The sequence below is a fragment of the Adhaeribacter aerolatus genome (genome assembly GCF_007991635.1).
GTDB classification, from domain to species: Bacteria; Bacteroidota; Bacteroidia; order Cytophagales; family Hymenobacteraceae; genus Adhaeribacter; species Adhaeribacter aerolatus.
On record NZ_BJYS01000003.1, the window covers coordinates 40,378 to 60,567 of the forward strand.

The window sequence follows — 20,190 nt, forward strand, 5'->3', positions numbered from 1 at the left end:
TATTTTATTAGACTAAGTATTTGTTAAGGGTTCGGGCTGCGCTGGAGATTCACAACCGGCCAGCCGTCCTTAGCCCAGGTTAAGGTTTCGATGCGTAATTTAGATTTACCGTTATCGGCTGCTTCGTACCCGTGAAACACCAGGTAATCTTTTTTATCGAAGGTATACACCGAATTGTGCCCCACGCCATACCAATCTTTGTTACCTTCCAGCACCAAAGTACCACCGCCCTTCGACAGGGACACACCGTTTTTATCCAGGTAAGGACCTTGCACCTCTTTTGCCCGGCCCACAATCATTTTGTAGGTACTGTTTACCCCTTTGCAGCAATAATCGATGGAGGCAAACAGGTAATAATATTTATCTTTTTTAAAAATAAAAGGAGCCTCAATGGCATTGCCGCCTGCATCAACCGGATTATCGCCTATTGCCGGTGGATTCACGTTCCCTGTTTCTTTCTTCCGGCTGGCTATGGTAGGAATTTTATTTGAGTCTTCGGCAATGCTTAACCGGTCTTTACTTAATTTCACCAGCTTTAAACCATCCCAGAAAGAGCCAAACGACATCCAGGCGGTGCCGGATTTATCCGCAATAATATTCGGGTCGATGGCATTCCAGTTGGTTTTGCCGGGATACGACTGAATGACTTTACCGTGGTCGACCCATTTAAAATCTTTATCGGTGGGGTGCAAAGTGGTATTGGTAGCTACGCCAATGGCCGAAGTATTTTTCCCGAAAGCCGAAACCGAATAGTAAAGGTAATATTTGCCATTATGATAGCTGATATCGGGCGCCCAGATGTGGTTACGGAAAGTGGGAACCGCCTCCAGCGCCCATTCGGGTGCGGTGGCAAAAACCGGACTTTCGCGCTTCCAGTTCTCCATATCTTTAGAAGACCAAACCGAAATTCCCCGCCCGGTGCAAAATAAATAATAGGTATCGTCCTGCTTAATCATTACCGGGTCGTGTACCTGAATATTTTTATAAAGCTTGTTAGGTTCGTATTGAACAGGCTGCTGATTAGCCGGAGCCGGGGGTTGCCCGCCCGCCGGCGGTGTGGTTTGAGCCTGGCTTTCCTGCAGCACAAAAGCCAGGGCAGGAATAAAAAGTAAATGTTTATATTTCATAAATATGAATATCTGTTTATTGATCGTAGAGATTTAAGAAGGTCTCTTTTAAGTGAATAGCACATGACCTCCTTACTTTTTAGGCCTTGGCTTCCACCATTGTCAGGCAGAAGGAACCTTTTGGCCGACTGCTCCTTAGTTTCTGCCTGCCCGAAAGGAGTTAATATCAGCAATCTGAATATTTATTGAATATTTTTAGTATAATTTACAAGGGCTTCTTTCCCCAAATGGCTGCACCGGCATTATTTAAACCGGTAAATAAGAGCGCCGGCTTTTTGTTTTCCCAATCGCGGCCCCGGACTACCCGCACTTTATCGGTAAAGCCATTGCTCCATTTCATTTCCAGCCAGGGCATTTGGTAAGTCCAGTTGCTGTTGGCATCGGCGTTTAAAGTACCATCGGCGTTAATTTTTAACGGAAAAGCCACCTGGAAATCCGGCGTAGTTTGTTCGTTGGCGTAACCCGGCACAACCCGGTAACCCAGCACAATTTGCTCCCAGTTACCCACCAGTTCGGTTGGGGCTACTGGCGTTTGGCTGATGCCTGCGAACCGCTCCGGCGAAACAATGGGCCAGCCATCCGGAGTCCAGAATATTTCGCGCACGTGCAGCACCATAAAATATTTGTTTACGCCGGGTCGCCCCTGGTGCGCCATATAAAATTGCCCATTCTCTTGGAAAACTGCCGGGTGCGACACGCCCTGCCAACCGCCGTGGCCGGTAAACTGGTAAGGTGCCAGAATCATCGGGCCATTATCCTGGTTGTTGTTTATGTCATTTCCGGCGAAATCGTAAAAAGGGCCTTCCGGCGAATCGGACCGGCCCACCCGTACGTTGTACTTGGTTTCGAGCCAGTCGTAAGAAATAAAAAGGTAATATTTCTTTAGTTCCGGGTTATAAATAATCTCGGGACCTTCGATATTGCCGTTAATTTGTCCGCCGGTAAAACCCCGCTGGGCTATACGCTTGCCCTTATCGTTGGGGGTAGCCGCCAGGCCGGTAGCCGCATTCAGTTTCAGGAGGTAAATGCCATCCCACGCCGAACCGTAATATAGCCAATGCTGGCCCGCGGCATCCACGATTACCGAAGGGTCAATGGCATTGGTCATTGGAATATCATCGCGGGAAGTAACAACCAATCCCTTTTCGGTCCAGGGACCTTCGGGCGAAGCCGCCGTTGCCAAACCAATGGTACTGAGTTTAGGCGTTGGCGACGATAACGAATAATATAACCGGTATTCGTTGTTCACTTTTAAGACGTAAGGCGCCCATAAAGAAGAAAAAGGCGTACCGCCATTCTGTTTAATATAGTTGGTGCCCTGCTGGGGTAAATCAGGAAACACCAAACCCACAAACTGCCATTGAATTAAATCTTTTGATTTCCGAACCTGAATACCCGGCCGAACCGTGATGCTGAAAGCCACATCGGTGCTGTAACAGTAGAAATATTCACCACTTTTAATAATTGACGGGTCATGCACATTATAAGGGCCCCACTGTGCCACATTGCTGAAAGGCGCCAGTTCGGCGTAGGTATCGTTTATAGAATTTATATCGAAAGCAGCCGGATCCGGGGTTTGGGGAGTAGGCTTAATATTGATCTCCGAATCTTTTTTGCAGGAAACCGTGCCAAAGGTTAGCCAGGCACAGAAAAGAAATAAATAAATTTTAACCTGGCTTTTCATGTACTAAGCTTTCATTTAATCCGGTGCGTAGCTTAATCTTTTAGCCTTTAAGTAAAGCATTAGCGCAAGCAACCTCCCTTGTTTGGCCGGTAAACAAATATAAATAATTTATAAATGTAAAAATAACATTTATAAATTTTCTTAAGCAGAAGACGCATTTAATATGCGGTCCATTACTTTGCTGTTTTAGCCTGCGTCAATAACAAACATCAAACCTAAAATATTAATCTTCAATATTTAAAACCACTAAATAATAAAGCAGCGCTTTATCCGGATACAGAATGCTTTTACCGTTGGAAGTTAAAACATACCTAAAAGTGTTCTTTACGGAGCCGGTATATCTCTTTAATCTTTCGGTCTATTTCCCAGGATTAGGCCGGTAAACCGCTATTCAGCGATATTTAGCTATTAACAGACCAAATAATGGATTAAAATGATTAGAATTTAAGTTATACTGCCTTTTACCGAATAAAGTAGAACCGCTAAGCCAAAGGAAATTGGAAAATATGCCAGAAAATTACAATTTGCAGCTATCAATTCCGGATTCGAAGGAATAAATTGTTTATTCTTATTCTGGAAAGCACTCTTATTCCTATTCTTTAATTTTATTCGCTGGGATACTGTTTTTAAAGCAGGTTTTTAAAACATCATGAAATATTCGGGTCAAACAAGATTTCTGATTGCAGTTGATTGTATTGTTTTTGGTTTTGATGGCGAAAAATTTAAAGTATTACTCATTCAGAGAGGCTTTGCTCCCGAAAGAAAGAAATGGAGTTTAATGGGCGGTTTTATTCAGCCGGAAGAAAGCCTGGAAATAGCGGCCAACCGCGTGCTGAAACAATTAACCGGCTTAGAGGGTGTATATTTAGAGCAATTACAGGTTTTTGGCGATCCTCACCGCGATCCGGTTGAAAGAACCCTGGCTGTGGCTTACTTTGCCTTAATCGATATTCAGCAGTACGAAAAGCAGATTAACCACGAGTACAATGCCGAGTGGTTTCTGCTGGATGAAATGCCCCAGCTTATTTTCGACCACGAACAAATGGTAGAAGCGGCCAAGAAGCGGCTGCGCTACAAAGCCGCTTTACACCCGGTTTTGTTTGAATTACTGCCCGAAAAATTTACCATACCGCAGCTAAAAAACCTTTACGAGGGCTTATACGGCACTACTTTCGATAAGCGCAACTTCAGCCGCAAGGTATTATCGACGGGTTTGCTGGTTAAACAAAAGGACAAAGACAAAGGCAACTCCCGCAAAGGCGCTTTTTATTATAAGCTGGACAAGCAGAAATATTCCGAAAACTTCCAGGCCTTCCTGAAATTTATTCCTAATCCGGATAAGTTTCTGTAAAGCATAAAAGGTAAATTAAGAACAGCCCCTTGTTAATTTTCGTAAGCTGAAAAGTTTAAAAGTGCTAAAAACCAACAGCTATGAAAAAAATATCTTTAATATTACTCCTGGCCGGTGCCATTTATTTACCTGCTTGTTCCGGCGAGAAAACCAGTACCACTACCGAATCGGAAAGTGCGGAGGCTGATACTGCCAACGACTCCAGCACGACCAACCCCATCAACTCGGAATACGGCACACCTAATTCTTCCGAAAACCCGACTGACTCTGCTCAGAGCGCGAACAAAAGTAATAACCAGTAATAAAGTACCCTGCTATTAAACCCGACCTGCAATATTGGCGAGTGCTTTATTTAATGGTAATTTCCTTACGCCTGCGGAAAGGGTTACTCTTTACTAACCTGGTAAATTGGATTTATTTCAGAGTTCTCCGGTAATAAGATTTCCTTGTTTTGTCCCTGGAAAATTGCATGCTGATATAAATATTCCTTCGGGCAAAAGAACTATCTGTTAATGGAAGCCGTAAACCCATGCAGTTCCTCTTTAGTTACAAACTTTAAACACTTAAGAAGATGAAGGGAAATCATAAAGGCAACAGTGGCAACAGCGATCATCGCTCACCAGATAATATACACAACCGCCACCATATGGATGAGGCCATGCAGCATCCGAGCGGCGACGATAACGGCACTACCGCCGAATTTAAAAGCGGCGAGCGTGGGCCGGTAACCGACAGCGGCGATAATAAACAAGGCCGGCAAGGCGGCGGACCTGGCGAACACCAGAGCAAAGCCGGCGAACAAGGTTATAAATCAGAGAACAATTATCATACTACTAAAAAAGGCAGCCATACTTCTGCCGGCGAGGTGCGCGGAGCCGGTTCTTTAAAAGATGGTTCCAGTGCCGATCAGGATATGAAATACGGCTACACCAACGCCGACTATTCAGATGAAATAAAACAAACCCGCTGGAGCCGGCAAGATTCCGGACCGGGCGCCGTAACCGGCAGCGCTAACCGCGAGGGCGGCGATAAAGACGGACGCGGCGGCGGCAAAAGCAGCGGCCACGAAGGCATAAATAATCCGGATAACAAAGTAAAGGTTAATAAAAGGAACGACTAGCTTAATATTAACCCAAATAAAAACGCCTGCTCCGGAAAAGAGCGGGCGTTTTTATTTGGGTTATTCAGGATTTGGGAAAAGCCTTGGCATCAATGCCCGGAATAACTTTCAAGGCATTTTTATAGTACAGCTTTCTCAACACTTCGTCCGGTAAATCCAAGCCATACATTTTCCAGAAAGCGTGGCGCTTGCGGTAATAATCAAAATATTCGTCTTTGGTTTCCAGCACCCGGAAATAGGTGTGGTATTCGGTTGGCTCCCAACTGTCTTTACCAAACATAATGCGGTCCTGGTATTTAATAAAAAACTCGCGGGCATACCGCGGTTGTCGCCCCAACTCCGCCAATACAGCCCCTATTTCGGTGTACATATTAGGCATCTCATCCATTAACTTGCCTAAACGGGTCAAATCGCCGCCGAGCCAGCCCAGGTGCGCGTTAATAAATTTAGTTTTAGGGTGCTTCTTAAACATGCGGTGCTGCTCGGCCATTACCTGTTCCCAGCCTGGGTATTTATCGGTGGGCCGGGCCCGGCTGGGGTATTGTTTCAGTTCCAGCCAGCGCTCGTTGTTTTTATCCTGCGGATCGAAAAATTGCTTGGGTTCGCCGGTATGTATGAGCACCGGAATTCCCAATTGGCCGCATTTTGCCCAAATCAGATCCAGCCGTGGGTCGTCGGTAGCGATGCGCTTGCCATTTTTATCGGTTAAGGTCAGACCCAGGTTCTTGAATATTTTTAAGCCTTGGGCACCGTTTTTCACATCCTGCTCCAGTTGGGTCGCGGCTTTCCGGCCAAAATCCGGGTCATCAATATTTTTGAAATCGACGTTGGCAAACAGCAGAAACCGGGTCGGGTAATTACCTTTCAGGTTGGCAACGCCGCTTTTTAAATTATCGCCGTAGCCGCCGCTTAAATTTACCATGGTTTGTAAATTTAAGCCGTCCATATCTTTCACCAGTTTCGCCAAAGCTTCTTTACTCATATTGGAGTTCTGGTGGTTGTGCACATCTATAAACGGATATTTAGCGCGCTTAGTGGGATGTTCCGGCACCGTTAAACCCGATTTAGGTTCGTATTCTTCAAAGGACATTTCCTGGGCATAGCCCGCAAAGGTTAGCCCAAGGCTGAGGCTAAGTAATAATATTTTATTCTGGAGCATAAATTGAAAACGCTGAAACCAAATATAATAAATTGCACCAAACCATAAAATTGCCCGAATTATTTATTATTACCCGGAGAAATTTCGGGGAAGCATCCTACTTGCCGGAGAAATTTATTTAACTGGGTCGTCTTATTAATCTAAGTATCCCAGTTTTAATCTGGTAGCCAGTAGCATTTACAATTTGGACCACAGCAGACGAACCATTTCGGATAAATAAGCGCCGTTTCCCGGCCCGAAAAAATTCATGTCGCGGGTTTCGTACTTTTTGAGGTTATAATATTTATCTGGAGTAATGTACCCGATGTACCCCCCGTTAAAACTGGTAACTACCAATTTAGCCTGATTAGAAGTTAAGGACGGCTGCAAATCCAAAACCAACTCGCCCGAAAAATCGCAGGGTGTGCCGATAAATACGATATCGCCGATGCGCAGCCCCGACAAGGTAGCCGGATATTTGCCGAAGACCAGGTAAAACATAGCCGGGTGGAAGCGCCAGTTTTCGGCGAACCGCCAGTGGGGTTTCCGCAGGTAAAGCGGCACCTCCACCGCATTTAATGTAGACTGATAACGGAGGGGAATCTCGCGGTATTCTCGTTGAATAATAGTGGCTAAGCCCTGGGCCATGTTGTTAACCTTTTCGTAACCACTACCCGAAGCTGCCGGACTATGACTCGCCACGCCACCTGCTCCAAAGGCTGCAAAATTTATTCCGGGTTCCTGTTCCAACAGTTTTACCAGCGCAGTTGGGTAGTCGCCGGAAATATGAAGCTCGGCAGCCGGCAAACAGGTAGCATGAGCCGCATACGTAACCAGCACTGCCGTTTCGCTGGTATTTTTCCGGATTTTAACTATCCGCAAAGCGGTATCGCGGGAACCTCCGGCGCCTACCAACCGGTTGGCTACCAGGGAGTCGGCTATTAAAGCGGCATAACCAATTTGAGCGGGCACGGCTCTTTGTTCGGCAGTTTTAATGGCTTGCAGAATAGCCTGGGTTAAACCCGCTACAATTTTTGGTTCGTATTTACCGGCCATTAAGAAACCCGCCGGCCTTTTGGCCCAACCGCCCAGGCTGCTGTGGGCATGACTGGCGGTTAGGTATACTTGCTCTTTTTGGTAACCAATGTTGGGCAATGCTTTTACCAATGCTTCCCGCACCGACATAGGCGCTATGAGCAAATCCATGGTTACAAAGGCAACCCGTTGCCTTTTATTTTTAAATACAAAGGCCCGCACCCAGATAGAATCATGAATACCGGTCAGGCGTTTGCCTTTGCGTTTGCCATAGCCGGCCAGCGGAGCCTGGTGCCTGGGCGTTATGTTCACCTTGGCCCAGCCCACTTGCACCGTATCAGGTTGGTTTTGGGGATTTGGTAAACCCGCAATAGCGGCTTTGGTTTTATGGTAATATTTCTTTTGCGTATACGGTGTTTTGCTTACCGGCAAACAGGCGGGCAGCAGGGCTACGCCCAGTACTAACAGCAAAATATAAAATAGATCTTTAGATTTATTGGCTGGCACCGTTACCCGCTGTAATTTTGTGCGTAATTTATTTCTGATTTAAAAGTACAAAGGATGCTCCGTAAAGCAATAGAGTTTGGTTTATACCCTTGGTTTCCGGCACACGGTTATTCGTATATTCACCCGTCTAACCGCCGCGATTTTGAAGCCATTACGCCGCACGACAAGGTTTTTGAGAAAATAGACGAAAACGAACGCTGGATTTTACTGCAGTACGGCCACAAACAGTTTAAAGTAGAACCCGACCTTTATTCGAGGATTCCAGCTTTGCCTTTTAGCTTCGGCGATTTGGTAGAAGAAGTAAACCGCACGCCCGGCCAGTTGCGGCTGCGCGGCGAAGTATTTAATATTTTCTGGCATCCTTCCGAAGACCAGGCTTATTTCCAAATCAGGCAAGGCAAGCAGGAAATTGCCCGGCGCTTTCGCGCCGATGAGTTGCGGAAGGCGTAGTTAGAAGTTAATTATTCCGCTTCTTCTTAATGGTATTTCATAAATGGCCTGATTTCTTATTTGTCTAGGACGTATAAATCCAACTATCAATGTCTATCTTTTGAAAGATTTCATCTTTCAAGGTGCAGGTGCTAACTGTATTTGTAAGTTTAAGAAGCCTCCCGGCCGGCGGGCCCCGTTTGGCCACTCGGGCTGTCTAAGTTTGTTTTCCTCCTTCGTCGGAATGCTGCGCACCACAACCTTAGAAGAGCATCTTCCAGAAGATCCTCGTTGTCCAAACTGCTGTCAGTTGCCTGTAGCTGCCGCCTTCTAAGGCTCAATAGATACAAATCATTACTAAATAATAAGCCTCTTCATAGCTAATCGGCAACGTGCTGGTTCGGCCGAACTCCTTCCCTATTTTAGGGAAGGTGCCCGGAGGGCGGAAGGGTAACACGCTTCCAGGAGAAAAGTGCGCCCGCAACTCAGGCGAAAGCCACCTAACAGAAAAAGCACGAAAGAATATTAGACTCGGGCTGACTAAATTTAATTTAACTCCAAACTTACGCTTAACCAGATTTTTTATGAAATGCGCTTTATTAAAGTCTATAATCTAAAAAAAAAAGCTCCGCGTGTAATTAAAACACCCGGAGCTTTTTTGTGCGTTTTTTATTGCCGATTTACTTCAAATAAGGTTTCAGAACCTGGGCCCAGATATCGTAGCCGGCTTTGGTCATGTGCAGGCTATCGGCCCGGAATAGTTCGGGCTTGGGCTTGCCGCTGGGCAACAGCATGGGATTGTAAATATCAACGTAAGCCGTCCGTTTTTCCTTTGCTAAAAAGTCTTTGATGAGCGCATTAGCGCGATTAATACTGGGCAAATGCTGCTTGCGCGATGGGCTGGGCTTAATAGAAATATAAGTTACCGTGGCATTGGGCGAGGCTTGCCGTATTTTAGAAAACAATATTTTAAAATCAGCTAAAACTTTCTCGGCCGTTTTTCCCGAAGCAATGTCGTTATCGCCGCTGTAAATTACTACTTGCTTGGGTTTGTACGGGGCAATTACCCGGTCGGCGTAATACACTACTTCGTCGGTTTGCGAGCCACCAAAACCCCGGTTCAAAATAGTTTTGCCCGGAAAATATTCTGTTAAGTCGTTCCATAACCGGATAGAAGAACTGCCGGTAAAAACAATATTGCCTTTTTTAGGCGGATTGGCTTTATCAGCTTGCTCAAAAGCGACAATTTCCTTCTCAAACTTCTGAAGCGTTTGCGCCAATGCTTGTTGTTGAAGCGACAGGCTTACTAAAGTAAAAACCAAAAACAGGAAGAATTTCCGAAAGAACAGCATAGATTAATATTCTGGTAATTAATAATTGAACTTACCGGCTATTGCCAGTATTGCACAGGGCAAAATAAAGAAATTAAATTTAATGCACTATATAATAATTGGTGTTAGGTAGGTGTGCGTTTAGGAGGCGATAAATTTTTGTTTCGGAGATAAATGGAACTCCTTAAAATTTAGCATAACGTCCATTGAATAAAGCAGATGCACATCACTGCCCTTTGCCGAAATTACGTGAAATTGCTTTCTACATTAGCAATGGCTAAATGCTGTTGGGGCATTTGCTTTATTCTGTTGTTGGGGGCAGTTTACATCTAATTTTACCTTTTAGCTCTATTTAGACTATACGAATTATGACTTAATCAGTAAAATATGTAATAGCTGAGATTCAACCTACAACTAATATAGATAAATTGAATAGAACTTCTTGGGGACTCAATCTAGTTTTACCCAGCTTCAGAAAGCCAATTGCAGTTACTCACCAGTAACTATTTTACTTTCTAATTACCTTTTAAGAGAAGTATGTTGAGTATGAAAATAGCTTCTATGGTTAATGTTTAAAATAAAGGAATAAACCCGCCTTATCGCCGCTCATTTCGAAAGCAACCAGGTACTCTAAATTAAAATAATAGTAGCCGGCCATTTGATGTGTAGGGGTATTATTTATTGGATAGCTCTTAGATGATGCACCATTCAGAAAGAAATAAGGGCCCTCTACATAGAAAAAAGTTTCATTCTCTACCCATAACTGACTATCGGCGGCTAACCTCCAATCCCCTGTTAATGGGTTGTATTCATAGATTCTAGCAAATCTAAGAGTGCTCTGATTATCACTCAATATTTTTTTTACGGATTGTGCATTCTTCTCCGCTTTGGATGGTATGACCTCAGCGGCATCATCTTTACAACTACTAAAGATTATTGCAAAAGCAAGCACAATAAAAAAATTCAGGATTTTCATTAAAGTGAATATAAGGTTATAAATATTTATTAGAATATTATTCTGAATGATATAATGATTTTATAGGTGATAACTTACCAATAATACTCATTGTAAGTTTTCTCGTATCTATGATACTATGGGAAATATCAGTAAAAGTACAATATTTTCATTTTATATAATGTTGTGAATTGTCCCCAACGTACTTGGCTAAACTATGGCGTAGCTAGAGTTTAGGCGTGGTTGTGCCAAGTTATTTTATTATTATATTAGTGTTGTCTAGAATTTCTTCCTTCATCATTTCTTCAGCCTTTTCAATTTCATCTTTTAAGAAACCGTTGAAGTCGTACCACTTATTAATTGTCTCCCCATTTTGCCTGATGCTGATTATTTCATCTTTCCTATAAAAATATCCAACATTTTCATCAAAAGTGTAGGCTCTGCCCCCAAAATGGAAATGCTCTCTCTCAATTTCATAATTTATAATCCAGCTATTGTTTGCTGAAGTTAAGTCATGACATTGAAGTAGTGCCCTCGAAAGTAATCCACTGTTATATAGTGAAGGAGGTAAGCCATACAATGACAAATCATAGATAAACCCTCCATTAGTTGTTTTCAGAAAGTCTTCATAGAAATCAGGTATTACTCTATTTGTTCTCTCTTGAAAATCCTTATTCCAACTAATTCTTATAGGTTCAAACAGTTTAATTCCCCAGTTCTGGGGAGCAAGCCAAGGTCTATGGAATATTTTAATAGTGTTATTATTGTCAATATTTGAATTATTCTCGATATACTTCAAGCATTGGTGGGCAATCGCAGGATACTTCGTATTAATACCTTCTAACTGTTTTTTTATCTGGTCAACCATATTCACTTCTTGATTTCAAGCCAACTATTCTTTGCAAAATCAACTATAATTTGGCACAACTATAGTGTAAACGGAGTTTATTCCGTTTAGCCAGCCAAAATCAACGGATAACCGGAACTTGAATAACAAATATACTATATACTTAAATAAGTATAAATAAAAAGGAAAGCATCTTTTGGTCTTAGATGCTTTCCTTTTGTAAGGAGATTAAGGTTTCAAAAAAATAGTTTGTTGCCTTGCTCGCCTCAACAGTAGCCTGGCAAAACGCGATTAGAAAATAATTGCAGTTTTATAGTTTGTAGCTGCCGGCACCATCTACTAATTGGTAATTATTTATTTCGGTTACAATGTCGTATTCGCGGGCATATTCGTCGGTTAAGAAATTGCTGAATTTATGAACGGCATCTTTCCGCACCAAACTAATAGTACAGCCGCCGAAACCGCCGCCCATCATGCGGCTGCCGGCGCAGTAAGGCAATTGCAAAGCCGCATCCACCAGAAAATCGAGCTCGGGACAGCTAACTTCGTAATCGTCGCGCAACGATTGGTGCGAAGCGGTTAACAGCGCGCCCAGTTCTTCAAAATTTTTCTGGCTCAACGCTTCAGCCGCTTTTAACACCCGCTGATTTTCCAAAACCAAATGACGGATGCGTTTCTGCTGCACCGGGTCCGAAATAAGCGATAAGTGTTTTTCGGTTAAATCGCGGAAGCCCTGTACGCTGCTATCTTTGCTTTTAATTTCCTTTAGCGCATCGGCCGTTTCGCGCACCCGTTCCGAATATTTGCTACCGGCCAGCTCGCGTTTTACTTTCGTATCAGCCAAAATCCAGGCCCATTCTTTCATGTCGGCATCTACATAATCGGAGCTCAGCTGGTTAAAATCCAGAATCATGAGTTTGCCTTCCCGCGAAAACTGGGAGGCATACTGGTCTAAGAGGCCGCTGTTTACTTTTAAATATTCGTGCTCTACGCGCTGGCACATTTTCACCAAAGTCAGATCGTCCATATCGGCGGCATAAGCAGCGCGTAGAGCATTCATCAGGGCTACTTCGATAGCGGCCGACGACGAAACCCCGGAACCAATAGGCACATTGCCCCAGATGACGGCTTCAAAACCCTGGTTTAATTTATATTGATTGCCAAAAATGGTGATGCAGCCGTACACGTATTTCTCCCAGCTATCGGCCGGCGTAAAAGGCTGGCCCAGGGTGTATTCCATTTTATCGTGGTAGTTCTGGCTGGTAACCGAAATAACCTGGTCGGGGCGCGGGCGCAGGCAAACAATTACCCAGCGGTTAATAGCAGCCGGCATCGAAAGCCCCAGGTTATAATCGGTATGTTCCCCGATAATATTAATGCGGCCAGGGGCATAAGCTACCAAGGTGGGCGCACCGCTATATTTTTCTTCGAAATAACTGCTGGTATTTTGGATATATTTTTCCAGTTCGGCATTCATAGTTTCTGCGGTTTGAATATAGTTTCTTTAACAATTTGGTACTTACTAGACGCAGACCAGTTTATTAGGTTTTAACTTCCGTATTTCTATGCCTTCCGGCTTTTACCTAAAACCACTGCTCAGTTATAAGCGCTTCGAAGATTTATTTAAAATGAGTTCGGTGTTTAATACTTCGGTTTTAGGCACGTATTTTTCCGGGTCGGTATTTACTTGTTCCAGAAAAAGCTGCGCGGCAATTCTACCCATCTCAGAAGGATGTTGCATTACGGTGGTTAAAGCCGGGTCCAGAATAGACGATGTGGCTTCGTTACCAAAACCAACTACCGCCACATCTTCCGGAATGCGCTTATTCCGGTCTTTCAGGGCCATAATGGCACCGATGGCTACCCGATCGCTGATGGCAAAAATGGCATCGGGCGGGTTAGGCAAATCAAGCAGTTGGTTCGTGGCTTCGTAAGCTTTTTTGCGGTTAAATTCGGAATGAATAATTAAAGTGGGGTCTACGGGCACGTTGTGCTTTTGCAAGGCATCGAGGTAGCCTCTTTTGCGATTTTGGGTAAGCTTCAGCAATTCCGGCCCAGCCAGATGCGCAATCCGTTTATTACCCATCTGAATTAAATGCTCCACTGCTTTAAAAGCCCCGTTGTAATCGTCGGCTAAAACTTTGGCGGCTTCAATTTCTTCCGGAACCCGATCAAAAAACACCAATGGCACGCCCCGGCGCTGCACATTTCTAAAATGATCGAAATTTTTGGTCTGGCCCGAAACCGAAACAATCAGCCCGGCCACCCGGCTCGAAAGCAAAGCCTGCGTATTGTTTTTTTCAATCTCTTCCGACTCGCCCGACTGGCAAATCATAACGTTATACCCGGCCGCCGAAGCCACCTCCTGAATACCTTTAATGGCTGATGCAAAAAACGGAATGGTAATATCCGGAATCATAACGCCCACAATATTGGTTTTGCTTTTCACCAAACTTAAAGCAATGGTGTTGGGCTGGTAATCGAGTTCGGCGGCTAAATCCAGTACTACTTTTTTGGTTTCGGGATTAATATCGGAGGAACCCCGAAGTGCCCGCGAAACCGTAGAAACCGATATATTTAATTTGCGGGCAATATCTTTGATGGTAACGGGCCGATTTTTCATGATAGCTTATTGCTGCAAGCGAGGCCCCAAATATATCAACATCCCCGTGGTTTCGGCAAGTATTGTTCTTTTTTCTTCCAGCAGTTGATTTTAGCAGGGCGTAAACGGGCGCAATATTTAATATAATGGCCAAATTAAAAAAACAAACTCCGCCTGTGGTTTAAACTACCGTACGCTGGTTTAGTAGTTTTACCCACGGGCGGAGTTTATGCCGCTATTCCGGCCAAGCCGAAGTTAGTTAATGATTATTTTCCTGATTTCGCTGTAATCTTCCGATTGTATTTTGATATAGTAAAGTCCGCTCGCCTCTTTTGTCAGGTCTAGCACTTTCCGGTTCGTTTCATTATCATTCAGCACATCCCGGTAAATAACGCTGCCAATTACGTTTACAACCTGCACTTCTGTTTTTTTACCTTTAAAACCAGTCAGCGTCAGGTTTACAATGCCCGTGCTGGGATTCGGATAAACCTCAATCTTCTTATCTTCGTTATCAGCAAACCGGTTAGAAGGGCTGGTTTGCTGCGAGCTTTTTTCGACTGTCGCATCTGCTCCGGATTGGGCGAACGCCAACGACCCCATCATTATATAGGTAAATACCAGTAGTAATTTTTTTTTCATACGTCAGAGAAAAATTCATTTATGCGATAACCTTATTCAGTTTTGCTAACGTGCTAAAAATTACTATGGTTTTGCTTTTATTCGTAAAATTAATAGCTTCTGTCTTAATTTATTGGATTTTACTTATAGCCCGGTTGTATTATCGAAAATTCTAAAAATATAAGCATAATTGGCGGTGGCCTGGCCGGGCTGGTAAGTGCTTTAGCGCTGGCGCGGGCCGGCGTACCAGTTACTTTATTCGAGCGAAAAAAATATCCTTTCCATAAAGTTTGCGGCGAGTACGTTTCGAACGAGGTCCGGCCGTATCTGGCCAGTTTAGGAGTTGAGATAGATGCGCTGGGCCCGGCGCACATCAACAATTTTCTGCTGAGTGCGCCTTCGGGTAATACTTTAAGGGAGCCGCTGGATTTAGGTGGGTTTGGCATTAGCCGCTATACCTTAGATTATTATTTGGCCCAACAGGCCCGCCAGGCTGGGGCAATTATCCGGGAAGGTACTGCGGTGCAGGAATTGCAATACCAGGAAAATAAATTCTGCCTAAAACTCGCTACCGGCGAAGCACATTTCACCGACCTGGTAATTGGCTCGTACGGCAAGCGAACTAACCTCGACCGCCATTTGCAACGGCCGTTTTTCCGGCAGCCATCACCCTACATTGGCGTTAAATATCACCTGCGCTACCATCAGCCCAAAGATTTAATTTGCCTGCATAATTTTAAAGATGGCTACGCCGGCATTTCGGCTATTGAAGATGATAAATATTGCTTTTGCTACTTAACTACCCGGGCCAACTTAAAAGCATCCGGCACTATTTCGCAGATGGAGGCCAGTATTCTTTCGCAAAATCCGCATCTGAAAAAAATATTCCGGGAAGCCGAATTTTTATACCCGCAGCCCGAAGTAATAAACGAAATTTCTTTTGCTTCAAAAACCTGCATCGAAAACCACACGCTGTTTTGCGGGGATGCCGCCGGGTTAATTACGCCTTTGTGCGGCAACGGCATGGCCATGGCCATACACGCCGCTAAGATTGCCAGCAATTGTATTCTGGAATATTTAACCGGCCGTTTGAACCAGGAGCAGCTCGAAAAAAAATATACCCAGCTATGGCAGCAGGAATTTAGCCGCCGGCTCCAAACCGGCCGGTTGGTGCAGCGGCTGTTTGGGCGGCCTATCCTAACCGAAATGGTTTTGCATACGTTTAAACAGTTTCCGGCCGGTGTGCGCTTTTTAATGAAAAAAACCCATGGCAAGCCTTTTTAATATTCCTGCATTTTGTACCGAAAAACATTAAGCATCTGCGCTGGTTTACAATATCTGTTTAAACAAATTGGGATTAATTTGCTTATTATAGCAAGATGAAGAGTTATATCTGTGCCATCGGCACTGCCAACCCGACCGTGTGTATTCCCCAAATGCAAATTGCCGGCTTTATGGCTGATGCGCTGGGCTTTGATGCTGCCGAAACCCGCAAGTTACAGGCCTTATACCGGGTATCGGGCATAGAACAACGCTTTACGGTTCTGGAGGATTATAACAAATCGGTGGGGGACTTTACTTTCTTTCCGAACACAGCCAATCTGGAACCATTCCCGACGGTAAAGAGCCGGATGGCGCTGTATAAGCAGCATGCCCTGGACCTTTCGGTAGCGGCTATCCTGGATTGCCTGAACCAGATTCCGGAAGTTACATTGGCCTCTATAACCCACCTGGTTACGGTTAGCTGCACCGGTATGTACGCTCCCGGCCTGGATATTGAAATTCTGGAAGAGCTGCTCTTACCCAGCACCATCCAGCGCACCGCCATTAATTTTATGGGTTGCTACGCAGCTTTCAACGGCTTAAAAGTAGCCGATAATATTTGCCAATCTAACCCCAAAGCCAAGGTTTTGATTGTTTGTACCGAAATCTGCACCATTCATTTTCAGAAACACAAAGAACCCGACCATTTGGTTTCAAATGCTTTGTTCGGCGACGGTGCGGCCGCCGTACTCATGCAGGCGCGACCTACCGAGAGTACTTGTCTGCAGATAGAATCTTTTCATTGCGATTTGGTACCCGCCGGTAAAAAAGATATGGCCTGGCATATATCTGATTTTGGCTTTGAGATGACTTTATCGTCGTACGTGCCCGAAATGATAAAAAAAGGCATTCGGCAATTAACTAACAATTTACTGGCCAGTTTAAACACCAACTTCTCCGATATAAATTTATTTGCGATACACCCGGGTGGGCGCAAAATACTCGAATGCATCGAACACGAACTGGGCTTAACTAAACACCACAACCGCTACGCCTACGAAATCCTGCGGCATTTCGGCAATATGTCGTCGGCTACGGTATTATTCGTGCTGAAAGCCATGCTGGAATCTTTAGGTACCGAGCACCACAACGAGCCGGTGCTGAGCTTTGCCTTTGGCCCCGGACTAACGCTCGAATCGATGTTAACCCGGGTACATTATGTTTAAGCACCGCTCCCAGGAACCGGAGCTTATGGACGATTTGAACTTAACGGGCGAGGCGCTGCGCAAAAACCTGGATGAGCTCGAAATAATTAACCATTGGCTGGGCGGCAATAAAGTAGTCACCAATGCCTTGGCCAAAGTTATCCGTCAGCCAACCAATTCCCCCTCTCCTTTTCAACCGCTAAATATTGCCGATATTGGTTGCGGCGGCGGCGATATTCTGCGCGTAGTAGCCCGATGGGCAAAAAGCCGGCAAATACCGGTAACCCTTACCGGCATCGATGCCAACGATTTTATGGTAAACTACGCCCGGCAAAAATGCCATAATTACCCCAATATCAATATTATACAAGAAGATATTTTTGCGCCTGCCTTTAAGAACCAACAGTTTGATGTTATTATTTGCAGTTTGTTTTGCCACCATTTTACAGATGCACAATTGCGAATAATGTGGCAGCAATTATACCAACAGGCAACCCGGGCCGTTATTGTTAATGATTTGCACCGGCATCCGTTAGCGTATTATTCTATAAAATGGCTGACAAAGCTGTTTTCGGGCTCTTATCTGGTTAAAAACGATGCGCCTTTATCGGTGCTGCGGGCTTTCCGGAAACCCGAAATAGGGAAAATATTAGATGAAATAAATATTACAAAATATTCCCTTCAGTGGCAATGGGCTTTCCGGTGGCAATTAATCTTGCACAAATAATTTCGATATAAGGCTGATTTACATTAAATTAGCTTTAGAACCAATAGCAGTAGTGCTTGTTAAAACATGATAGGTAAAACTTTTCATTTCTGGCTTTTACTCTTTTGCTCTTTATTTATTTCTACCCTCATCCTCTCTCTTGCTTTTCAAATAGTGAAAGCAATATTTTTCCTGTTGCTTTTAGCCGTACTTACGCCCGTTATTTACACCTTGCTTAAATATTTAATTTCGTCGGGTAATATTACGGGGCGTTCTGATAAACTCAAAAGCCGGCAATAATTTCTTAAAAATACAGGTATTGCGCCAGCCGGAAAGTATTGGCGTGCGCCTCCACTATATCGGCTATTTTTTCGGAGTAGCCGCCACCCATACTGGCGGTTACGGGTAATTTATGCCGCCGACAGGTTTCCAGTACCAGGCGGTCGCGTTCTTTGCAGCCGGCCATGCTCACTTTCAGCCGACCCAGTTTGTCGGTTTCCAAAATATCCACGCCCGATTGGTAAAACACAAAATCCGGCTGTACCTGGTCAAACAATTGGGGCAAGTGGGACTGCAATATTTTTAAATAACCCGCATCTTCCAGTCCGTCGGGCAAAGGTACATCCAAATCTGATTTTTCTTTATGGAAAGGATAGTTATGCCCCGAGTGCATACTAAAGGTAAATACCCGTGGTTCATCGGCAAAAATCTGGGCGGTACCGTTGCCCTGGTGCACATCTAAATCTATTACCAAAATGCACGAAATGGCGGTATGCTTGAGTAAATAATTGGCCGCAATGGCAATATCGTTCAGCAAACAAAACCCTTCGCCCCGGTTGGTAAAAGCGTGATGGGTGCCCCCGGCTATATTCATTCCGATGCCAAATTCCAAAGCGAAGAGCGCTGCTTGTACCGTGCCGTTCATAATAATTATTTCGCGCTGCACCAAACCCGCGGATAGTGGAAACCCGGTTTTCCGGATTTCTGAGGGAGTTAGTTGCAAGTGGCTTAGGCGGTGCCAGTAATCGGGGTCGTGGGTAAGCAATATTGTTTCTTCGTCGAGCGGTTCCGGCGAAAAAAGATTGTCTGGGGTAATAGTGCCTTCGTAAAGTAATTGTTCGGGCAGCAATTCGTATTTTAGCATCGGGAACCGGTGACCAGCAGGTAACGGGTGCGCATACCGGTGGTTCCAGGCAATTTTAAGCATGTAAACAATTATTTTTCTTCATTACAAACAAACGGCTTTTTTGTTTTGGTTTATTACCGGCAAAGCTGTTTTCCAATCCCTTGAATCAAGCCATTGTGGCCCAATTATTTCCAAAATTTGGAAGTGCCTGTCAGAAAAACAACAGAAATATGCCGAATTTTGTGGTTTTTCTATTCTTCTTGCTACCTTCATCCTTTAAATAGAACTCCGGCACTTTTATTGCGCTATAAAATCAAAGAAAAGGCCGAAATATTTATTAAGCATTAATGTACCCGATTATGAAAAAGTCATTTTTACTTTTTTTAACCTTTCTGTTTATTTCCGGAGCAGAACTGGCCAGTGCGCAAACTGCTACCAGTACCCAGGCACCCACCCAAGATCTGCAGCCTTCCCGGTTAAAAGATGGCTATGCCATGCACCAGGGCAAAATGATACAAATTAAAAACGGCGAAATTACACCGCTTACGCAAGATGTAACTTTACCTAACGGCACCAAGGTTTTACGCGACGGTACCGTATTGTTGCCTAAAAAGAAGCGGCAGAAAATACAGGAAGGTTATGTACTGAACAACGAAGGAAAAATTGTTATGCTGGATTACGACATGTTCCGGTACGATGTAATTCAGGACCATGCTCATAAAACCGTTGGCAGCACGGCCACCGAACTACTGGTAACCGATAATGGCATGGCGGTTGCTCCCAACTCTACTGAAGGCGAAATGTTTAACCGCAAAGTTGCCATTATTAACGAGCGGAATAGCTTAGTTAAAGAAAAAGCGGTTTTACTAAACAAAGCTAAAAACGTAAAAGAGCAAAAAAACAGTCCGGCCATAAAAAAAATAGACGAGCAGTTACAGAAGTTAGAGCAGGAGCTTAAACAAATAGAAGCGAACTTGCAAAAGAAATAAGTTATATTATAAGCAAACGGAAAAGCCCGTCTCTGCCGAGCCGGGCTTTTCTATTTTAAGGTAAGTAAAACAGACCAGTATTTTTAGTGGCCTAATTTTTGAGCAACTATTTTTTCAGTTAGTTGTTAAGGTGTGTTTTGACTTTTGAAAATAATTT

The 20,190-nt window shown here is 44.2% G+C and carries 21 protein-coding genes; 9 read left to right on the forward strand and 12 right to left on the reverse strand.

Annotation, left to right across the window (positions count from 1 at the left end; translation table 11 throughout):
- Positions 1 to 23 precede the first annotated feature (23 nt).
- Together AAE02nite_RS03055 and AAE02nite_RS03060 are read right to left on the reverse strand one after the other, a co-directional pair.
- A complete protein-coding gene (locus AAE02nite_RS03055) occupies positions 24 to 1,127 on the reverse strand; it encodes an arabinan endo-1,5-alpha-L-arabinosidase (RefSeq protein WP_146894981.1) in 1,104 nt (367 codons plus the stop codon).
- 205 nt (positions 1,128 to 1,332) lie between these two features.
- Complete coding sequence (locus AAE02nite_RS03060) at positions 1,333 to 2,811, reverse strand: arabinan endo-1,5-alpha-L-arabinosidase (protein ID WP_146894982.1); 1,479 nt, start codon at positions 2,809 to 2,811, stop codon at positions 1,333 to 1,335.
- Between the two features lie 649 nt (positions 2,812 to 3,460).
- Here AAE02nite_RS03060 and AAE02nite_RS03065 point away from each other — a divergent pair.
- The 3 genes from AAE02nite_RS03065 to AAE02nite_RS03075 all read left to right on the forward strand — a co-directional run bounded on the left by AAE02nite_RS03065 (position 3,461) and on the right by AAE02nite_RS03075 (position 5,282).
- The gene (locus AAE02nite_RS03065) at positions 3,461 to 4,162 is read left to right on the forward strand and encodes an NUDIX hydrolase (RefSeq protein WP_146894983.1); all 702 of its coding nucleotides are present in this window, start codon (positions 3,461 to 3,463) and stop codon (positions 4,160 to 4,162) included.
- Positions 4,163 to 4,242: 80 nt separating this feature from the next.
- Positions 4,243 to 4,464 (forward strand): hypothetical protein, encoded by a 222-nt coding sequence (locus tag AAE02nite_RS03070; protein ID WP_146894984.1) that lies wholly within the window; start codon positions 4,243 to 4,245, stop codon positions 4,462 to 4,464.
- A 269-nt stretch (positions 4,465 to 4,733) separates the two neighbouring features.
- Positions 4,734 to 5,282 (forward strand): hypothetical protein, encoded by a 549-nt coding sequence (locus tag AAE02nite_RS03075; RefSeq protein ID WP_146894985.1) that lies wholly within the window; start codon positions 4,734 to 4,736, stop codon positions 5,280 to 5,282.
- A gap of 64 nt (positions 5,283 to 5,346) precedes the next feature.
- Here the strand turns inward: AAE02nite_RS03075 and AAE02nite_RS03080 are convergent, their stop codons facing one another.
- Both AAE02nite_RS03080 and AAE02nite_RS03085 read right to left on the reverse strand, forming a co-directional pair.
- On the reverse strand, positions 5,347 to 6,441 hold the full coding sequence (locus AAE02nite_RS03080; RefSeq protein WP_146894986.1) for an amidohydrolase family protein: 1,095 nt from the start codon (positions 6,439 to 6,441) through the stop codon (positions 5,347 to 5,349).
- A gap of 177 nt (positions 6,442 to 6,618) precedes the next feature.
- The gene (locus AAE02nite_RS03085; protein WP_170252509.1) at positions 6,619 to 7,926 is read right to left on the reverse strand and encodes a neutral/alkaline non-lysosomal ceramidase N-terminal domain-containing protein; all 1,308 of its coding nucleotides are present in this window, start codon (positions 7,924 to 7,926) and stop codon (positions 6,619 to 6,621) included.
- Positions 7,927 to 8,016: 90 nt separating this feature from the next.
- Here AAE02nite_RS03085 and AAE02nite_RS03090 point away from each other — a divergent pair, with 90 nt between their 5' ends.
- A complete protein-coding gene (locus tag AAE02nite_RS03090; protein WP_146894988.1) occupies positions 8,017 to 8,412 on the forward strand; it encodes a DUF6960 family protein in 396 nt (131 codons plus the stop codon).
- A gap of 659 nt (positions 8,413 to 9,071) precedes the next feature.
- Here the strand turns inward: AAE02nite_RS03090 and AAE02nite_RS03095 are convergent.
- The 6 genes from AAE02nite_RS03095 to AAE02nite_RS03120 form a co-directional block, all read right to left on the reverse strand.
- Entirely contained in the window at positions 9,072 to 9,743 is a 672-nt protein-coding gene (locus AAE02nite_RS03095; RefSeq protein ID WP_146894989.1) for an SGNH/GDSL hydrolase family protein, read from the reverse strand.
- A gap of 544 nt (positions 9,744 to 10,287) precedes the next feature.
- Positions 10,288 to 10,698: a hypothetical protein gene (locus AAE02nite_RS03100; RefSeq protein WP_146894990.1), complete on the reverse strand. Its 411-nt coding sequence runs from the start codon at positions 10,696 to 10,698 to the stop codon at positions 10,288 to 10,290.
- A 232-nt stretch (positions 10,699 to 10,930) separates the two neighbouring features.
- On the reverse strand, positions 10,931 to 11,545 hold the full coding sequence (locus AAE02nite_RS03105) for a hypothetical protein (protein ID WP_146894991.1): 615 nt from the start codon (positions 11,543 to 11,545) through the stop codon (positions 10,931 to 10,933).
- 289 nt (positions 11,546 to 11,834) lie between these two features.
- Complete coding sequence (galK, locus tag AAE02nite_RS03110) at positions 11,835 to 13,001, reverse strand: galactokinase (RefSeq protein WP_146894992.1); 1,167 nt, start codon at positions 12,999 to 13,001, stop codon at positions 11,835 to 11,837.
- Between the two features lie 123 nt (positions 13,002 to 13,124).
- Positions 13,125 to 14,147 (reverse strand): LacI family DNA-binding transcriptional regulator, encoded by a 1,023-nt coding sequence (locus AAE02nite_RS03115; RefSeq protein WP_246150755.1) that lies wholly within the window; start codon positions 14,145 to 14,147, stop codon positions 13,125 to 13,127.
- Between the two features lie 234 nt (positions 14,148 to 14,381).
- A complete protein-coding gene (locus AAE02nite_RS03120) occupies positions 14,382 to 14,765 on the reverse strand; it encodes a T9SS type A sorting domain-containing protein (protein ID WP_146894994.1) in 384 nt (127 codons plus the stop codon).
- A gap of 189 nt (positions 14,766 to 14,954) precedes the next feature.
- Between AAE02nite_RS03120 and AAE02nite_RS03125 the strand changes: the two genes are divergently transcribed.
- The 4 genes from AAE02nite_RS03125 to AAE02nite_RS03140 all read left to right on the forward strand — a co-directional run bounded on the left by AAE02nite_RS03125 (position 14,955) and on the right by AAE02nite_RS03140 (position 18,218).
- On the forward strand, positions 14,955 to 16,028 hold the full coding sequence (locus AAE02nite_RS03125) for an NAD(P)/FAD-dependent oxidoreductase (protein WP_307725521.1): 1,074 nt from the start codon (positions 14,955 to 14,957) through the stop codon (positions 16,026 to 16,028).
- 95 nt (positions 16,029 to 16,123) lie between these two features.
- Positions 16,124 to 17,233 (forward strand): type III polyketide synthase, encoded by a 1,110-nt coding sequence (locus AAE02nite_RS03130; RefSeq protein WP_146894996.1) that lies wholly within the window; start codon positions 16,124 to 16,126, stop codon positions 17,231 to 17,233.
- The gene (locus AAE02nite_RS03135; protein WP_246150756.1) at positions 17,226 to 17,939 is read left to right on the forward strand and encodes a methyltransferase domain-containing protein; all 714 of its coding nucleotides are present in this window, start codon (positions 17,226 to 17,228) and stop codon (positions 17,937 to 17,939) included. Before AAE02nite_RS03130 ends, AAE02nite_RS03135 begins: the two co-directional genes overlap by 8 nt.
- A 66-nt stretch (positions 17,940 to 18,005) precedes the next feature.
- Complete coding sequence (locus AAE02nite_RS03140) at positions 18,006 to 18,218, forward strand: hypothetical protein (protein WP_146894997.1); 213 nt, start codon at positions 18,006 to 18,008, stop codon at positions 18,216 to 18,218.
- Between the two features lie 4 nt (positions 18,219 to 18,222).
- Here the strand turns inward: AAE02nite_RS03140 and AAE02nite_RS03145 are convergent, their stop codons facing one another.
- The gene (locus tag AAE02nite_RS03145; protein WP_146894998.1) at positions 18,223 to 19,125 is read right to left on the reverse strand and encodes a histone deacetylase family protein; all 903 of its coding nucleotides are present in this window, start codon (positions 19,123 to 19,125) and stop codon (positions 18,223 to 18,225) included.
- 21 nt (positions 19,126 to 19,146) lie between these two features.
- Positions 19,147 to 19,317, reverse strand: coding sequence for a hypothetical protein (locus tag AAE02nite_RS26185; protein WP_170252510.1), 171 nt, complete (start codon positions 19,315 to 19,317; stop codon positions 19,147 to 19,149).
- 86 nt (positions 19,318 to 19,403) lie between these two features.
- Here AAE02nite_RS26185 and AAE02nite_RS03150 point away from each other — a divergent pair, with 86 nt between their 5' ends.
- Positions 19,404 to 20,033: a DUF6799 domain-containing protein gene (locus AAE02nite_RS03150; RefSeq protein WP_146894999.1), complete on the forward strand. Its 630-nt coding sequence runs from the start codon at positions 19,404 to 19,406 to the stop codon at positions 20,031 to 20,033.
- Positions 20,034 to 20,190: the final 157 nt, after the last annotated feature.

What these genes read in the sequence shown, in the direction of transcription:
- AAE02nite_RS03055 (WP_146894981.1), bottom strand. Translation starts at nt 1,127, where the DNA reads ATGAAATATAAACATTTACTTTTTATTCCTGCCCTGGCTTTTGTGCTG.
- AAE02nite_RS03060 (WP_146894982.1), bottom strand. Translation starts at nt 2,811, where the DNA reads ATGAAAAGCCAGGTTAAAATTTATTTATTTCTTTTCTGTGCCTGGCTA.
- AAE02nite_RS03065 (WP_146894983.1), top strand. Translation starts at nt 3,461, where the DNA reads ATGAAATATTCGGGTCAAACAAGATTTCTGATTGCAGTTGATTGTATT.
- AAE02nite_RS03070 (WP_146894984.1), top strand. Translation starts at nt 4,243, where the DNA reads ATGAAAAAAATATCTTTAATATTACTCCTGGCCGGTGCCATTTATTTA.
- AAE02nite_RS03075 (WP_146894985.1), top strand. Translation starts at nt 4,734, where the DNA reads ATGAAGGGAAATCATAAAGGCAACAGTGGCAACAGCGATCATCGCTCA.
- AAE02nite_RS03080 (WP_146894986.1), bottom strand. Translation starts at nt 6,441, where the DNA reads ATGCTCCAGAATAAAATATTATTACTTAGCCTCAGCCTTGGGCTAACC.
- AAE02nite_RS03090 (WP_146894988.1), top strand. Translation starts at nt 8,017, where the DNA reads ATGCTCCGTAAAGCAATAGAGTTTGGTTTATACCCTTGGTTTCCGGCA.
- AAE02nite_RS03095 (WP_146894989.1), bottom strand. Translation starts at nt 9,743, where the DNA reads ATGCTGTTCTTTCGGAAATTCTTCCTGTTTTTGGTTTTTACTTTAGTA.
- AAE02nite_RS03100 (WP_146894990.1), bottom strand. Translation starts at nt 10,698, where the DNA reads ATGAAAATCCTGAATTTTTTTATTGTGCTTGCTTTTGCAATAATCTTT.
- AAE02nite_RS03105 (WP_146894991.1), bottom strand. Translation starts at nt 11,545, where the DNA reads ATGGTTGACCAGATAAAAAAACAGTTAGAAGGTATTAATACGAAGTAT.
- galK (WP_146894992.1), bottom strand. Translation starts at nt 13,001, where the DNA reads ATGAATGCCGAACTGGAAAAATATATCCAAAATACCAGCAGTTATTTC.
- AAE02nite_RS03115 (WP_246150755.1), bottom strand. Translation starts at nt 14,147, where the DNA reads ATGAAAAATCGGCCCGTTACCATCAAAGATATTGCCCGCAAATTAAAT.
- AAE02nite_RS03120 (WP_146894994.1), bottom strand. Translation starts at nt 14,765, where the DNA reads ATGAAAAAAAAATTACTACTGGTATTTACCTATATAATGATGGGGTCG.
- AAE02nite_RS03130 (WP_146894996.1), top strand. Translation starts at nt 16,124, where the DNA reads ATGAAGAGTTATATCTGTGCCATCGGCACTGCCAACCCGACCGTGTGT.
- AAE02nite_RS03135 (WP_246150756.1), top strand. Translation starts at nt 17,226, where the DNA reads ATGTTTAAGCACCGCTCCCAGGAACCGGAGCTTATGGACGATTTGAAC.
- AAE02nite_RS03140 (WP_146894997.1), top strand. Translation starts at nt 18,006, where the DNA reads ATGATAGGTAAAACTTTTCATTTCTGGCTTTTACTCTTTTGCTCTTTA.
- AAE02nite_RS03145 (WP_146894998.1), bottom strand. Translation starts at nt 19,125, where the DNA reads ATGCTTAAAATTGCCTGGAACCACCGGTATGCGCACCCGTTACCTGCT.
- AAE02nite_RS26185 (WP_170252510.1), bottom strand. Translation starts at nt 19,317, where the DNA reads ATGAAGGTAGCAAGAAGAATAGAAAAACCACAAAATTCGGCATATTTC.
- AAE02nite_RS03150 (WP_146894999.1), top strand. Translation starts at nt 19,404, where the DNA reads ATGAAAAAGTCATTTTTACTTTTTTTAACCTTTCTGTTTATTTCCGGA.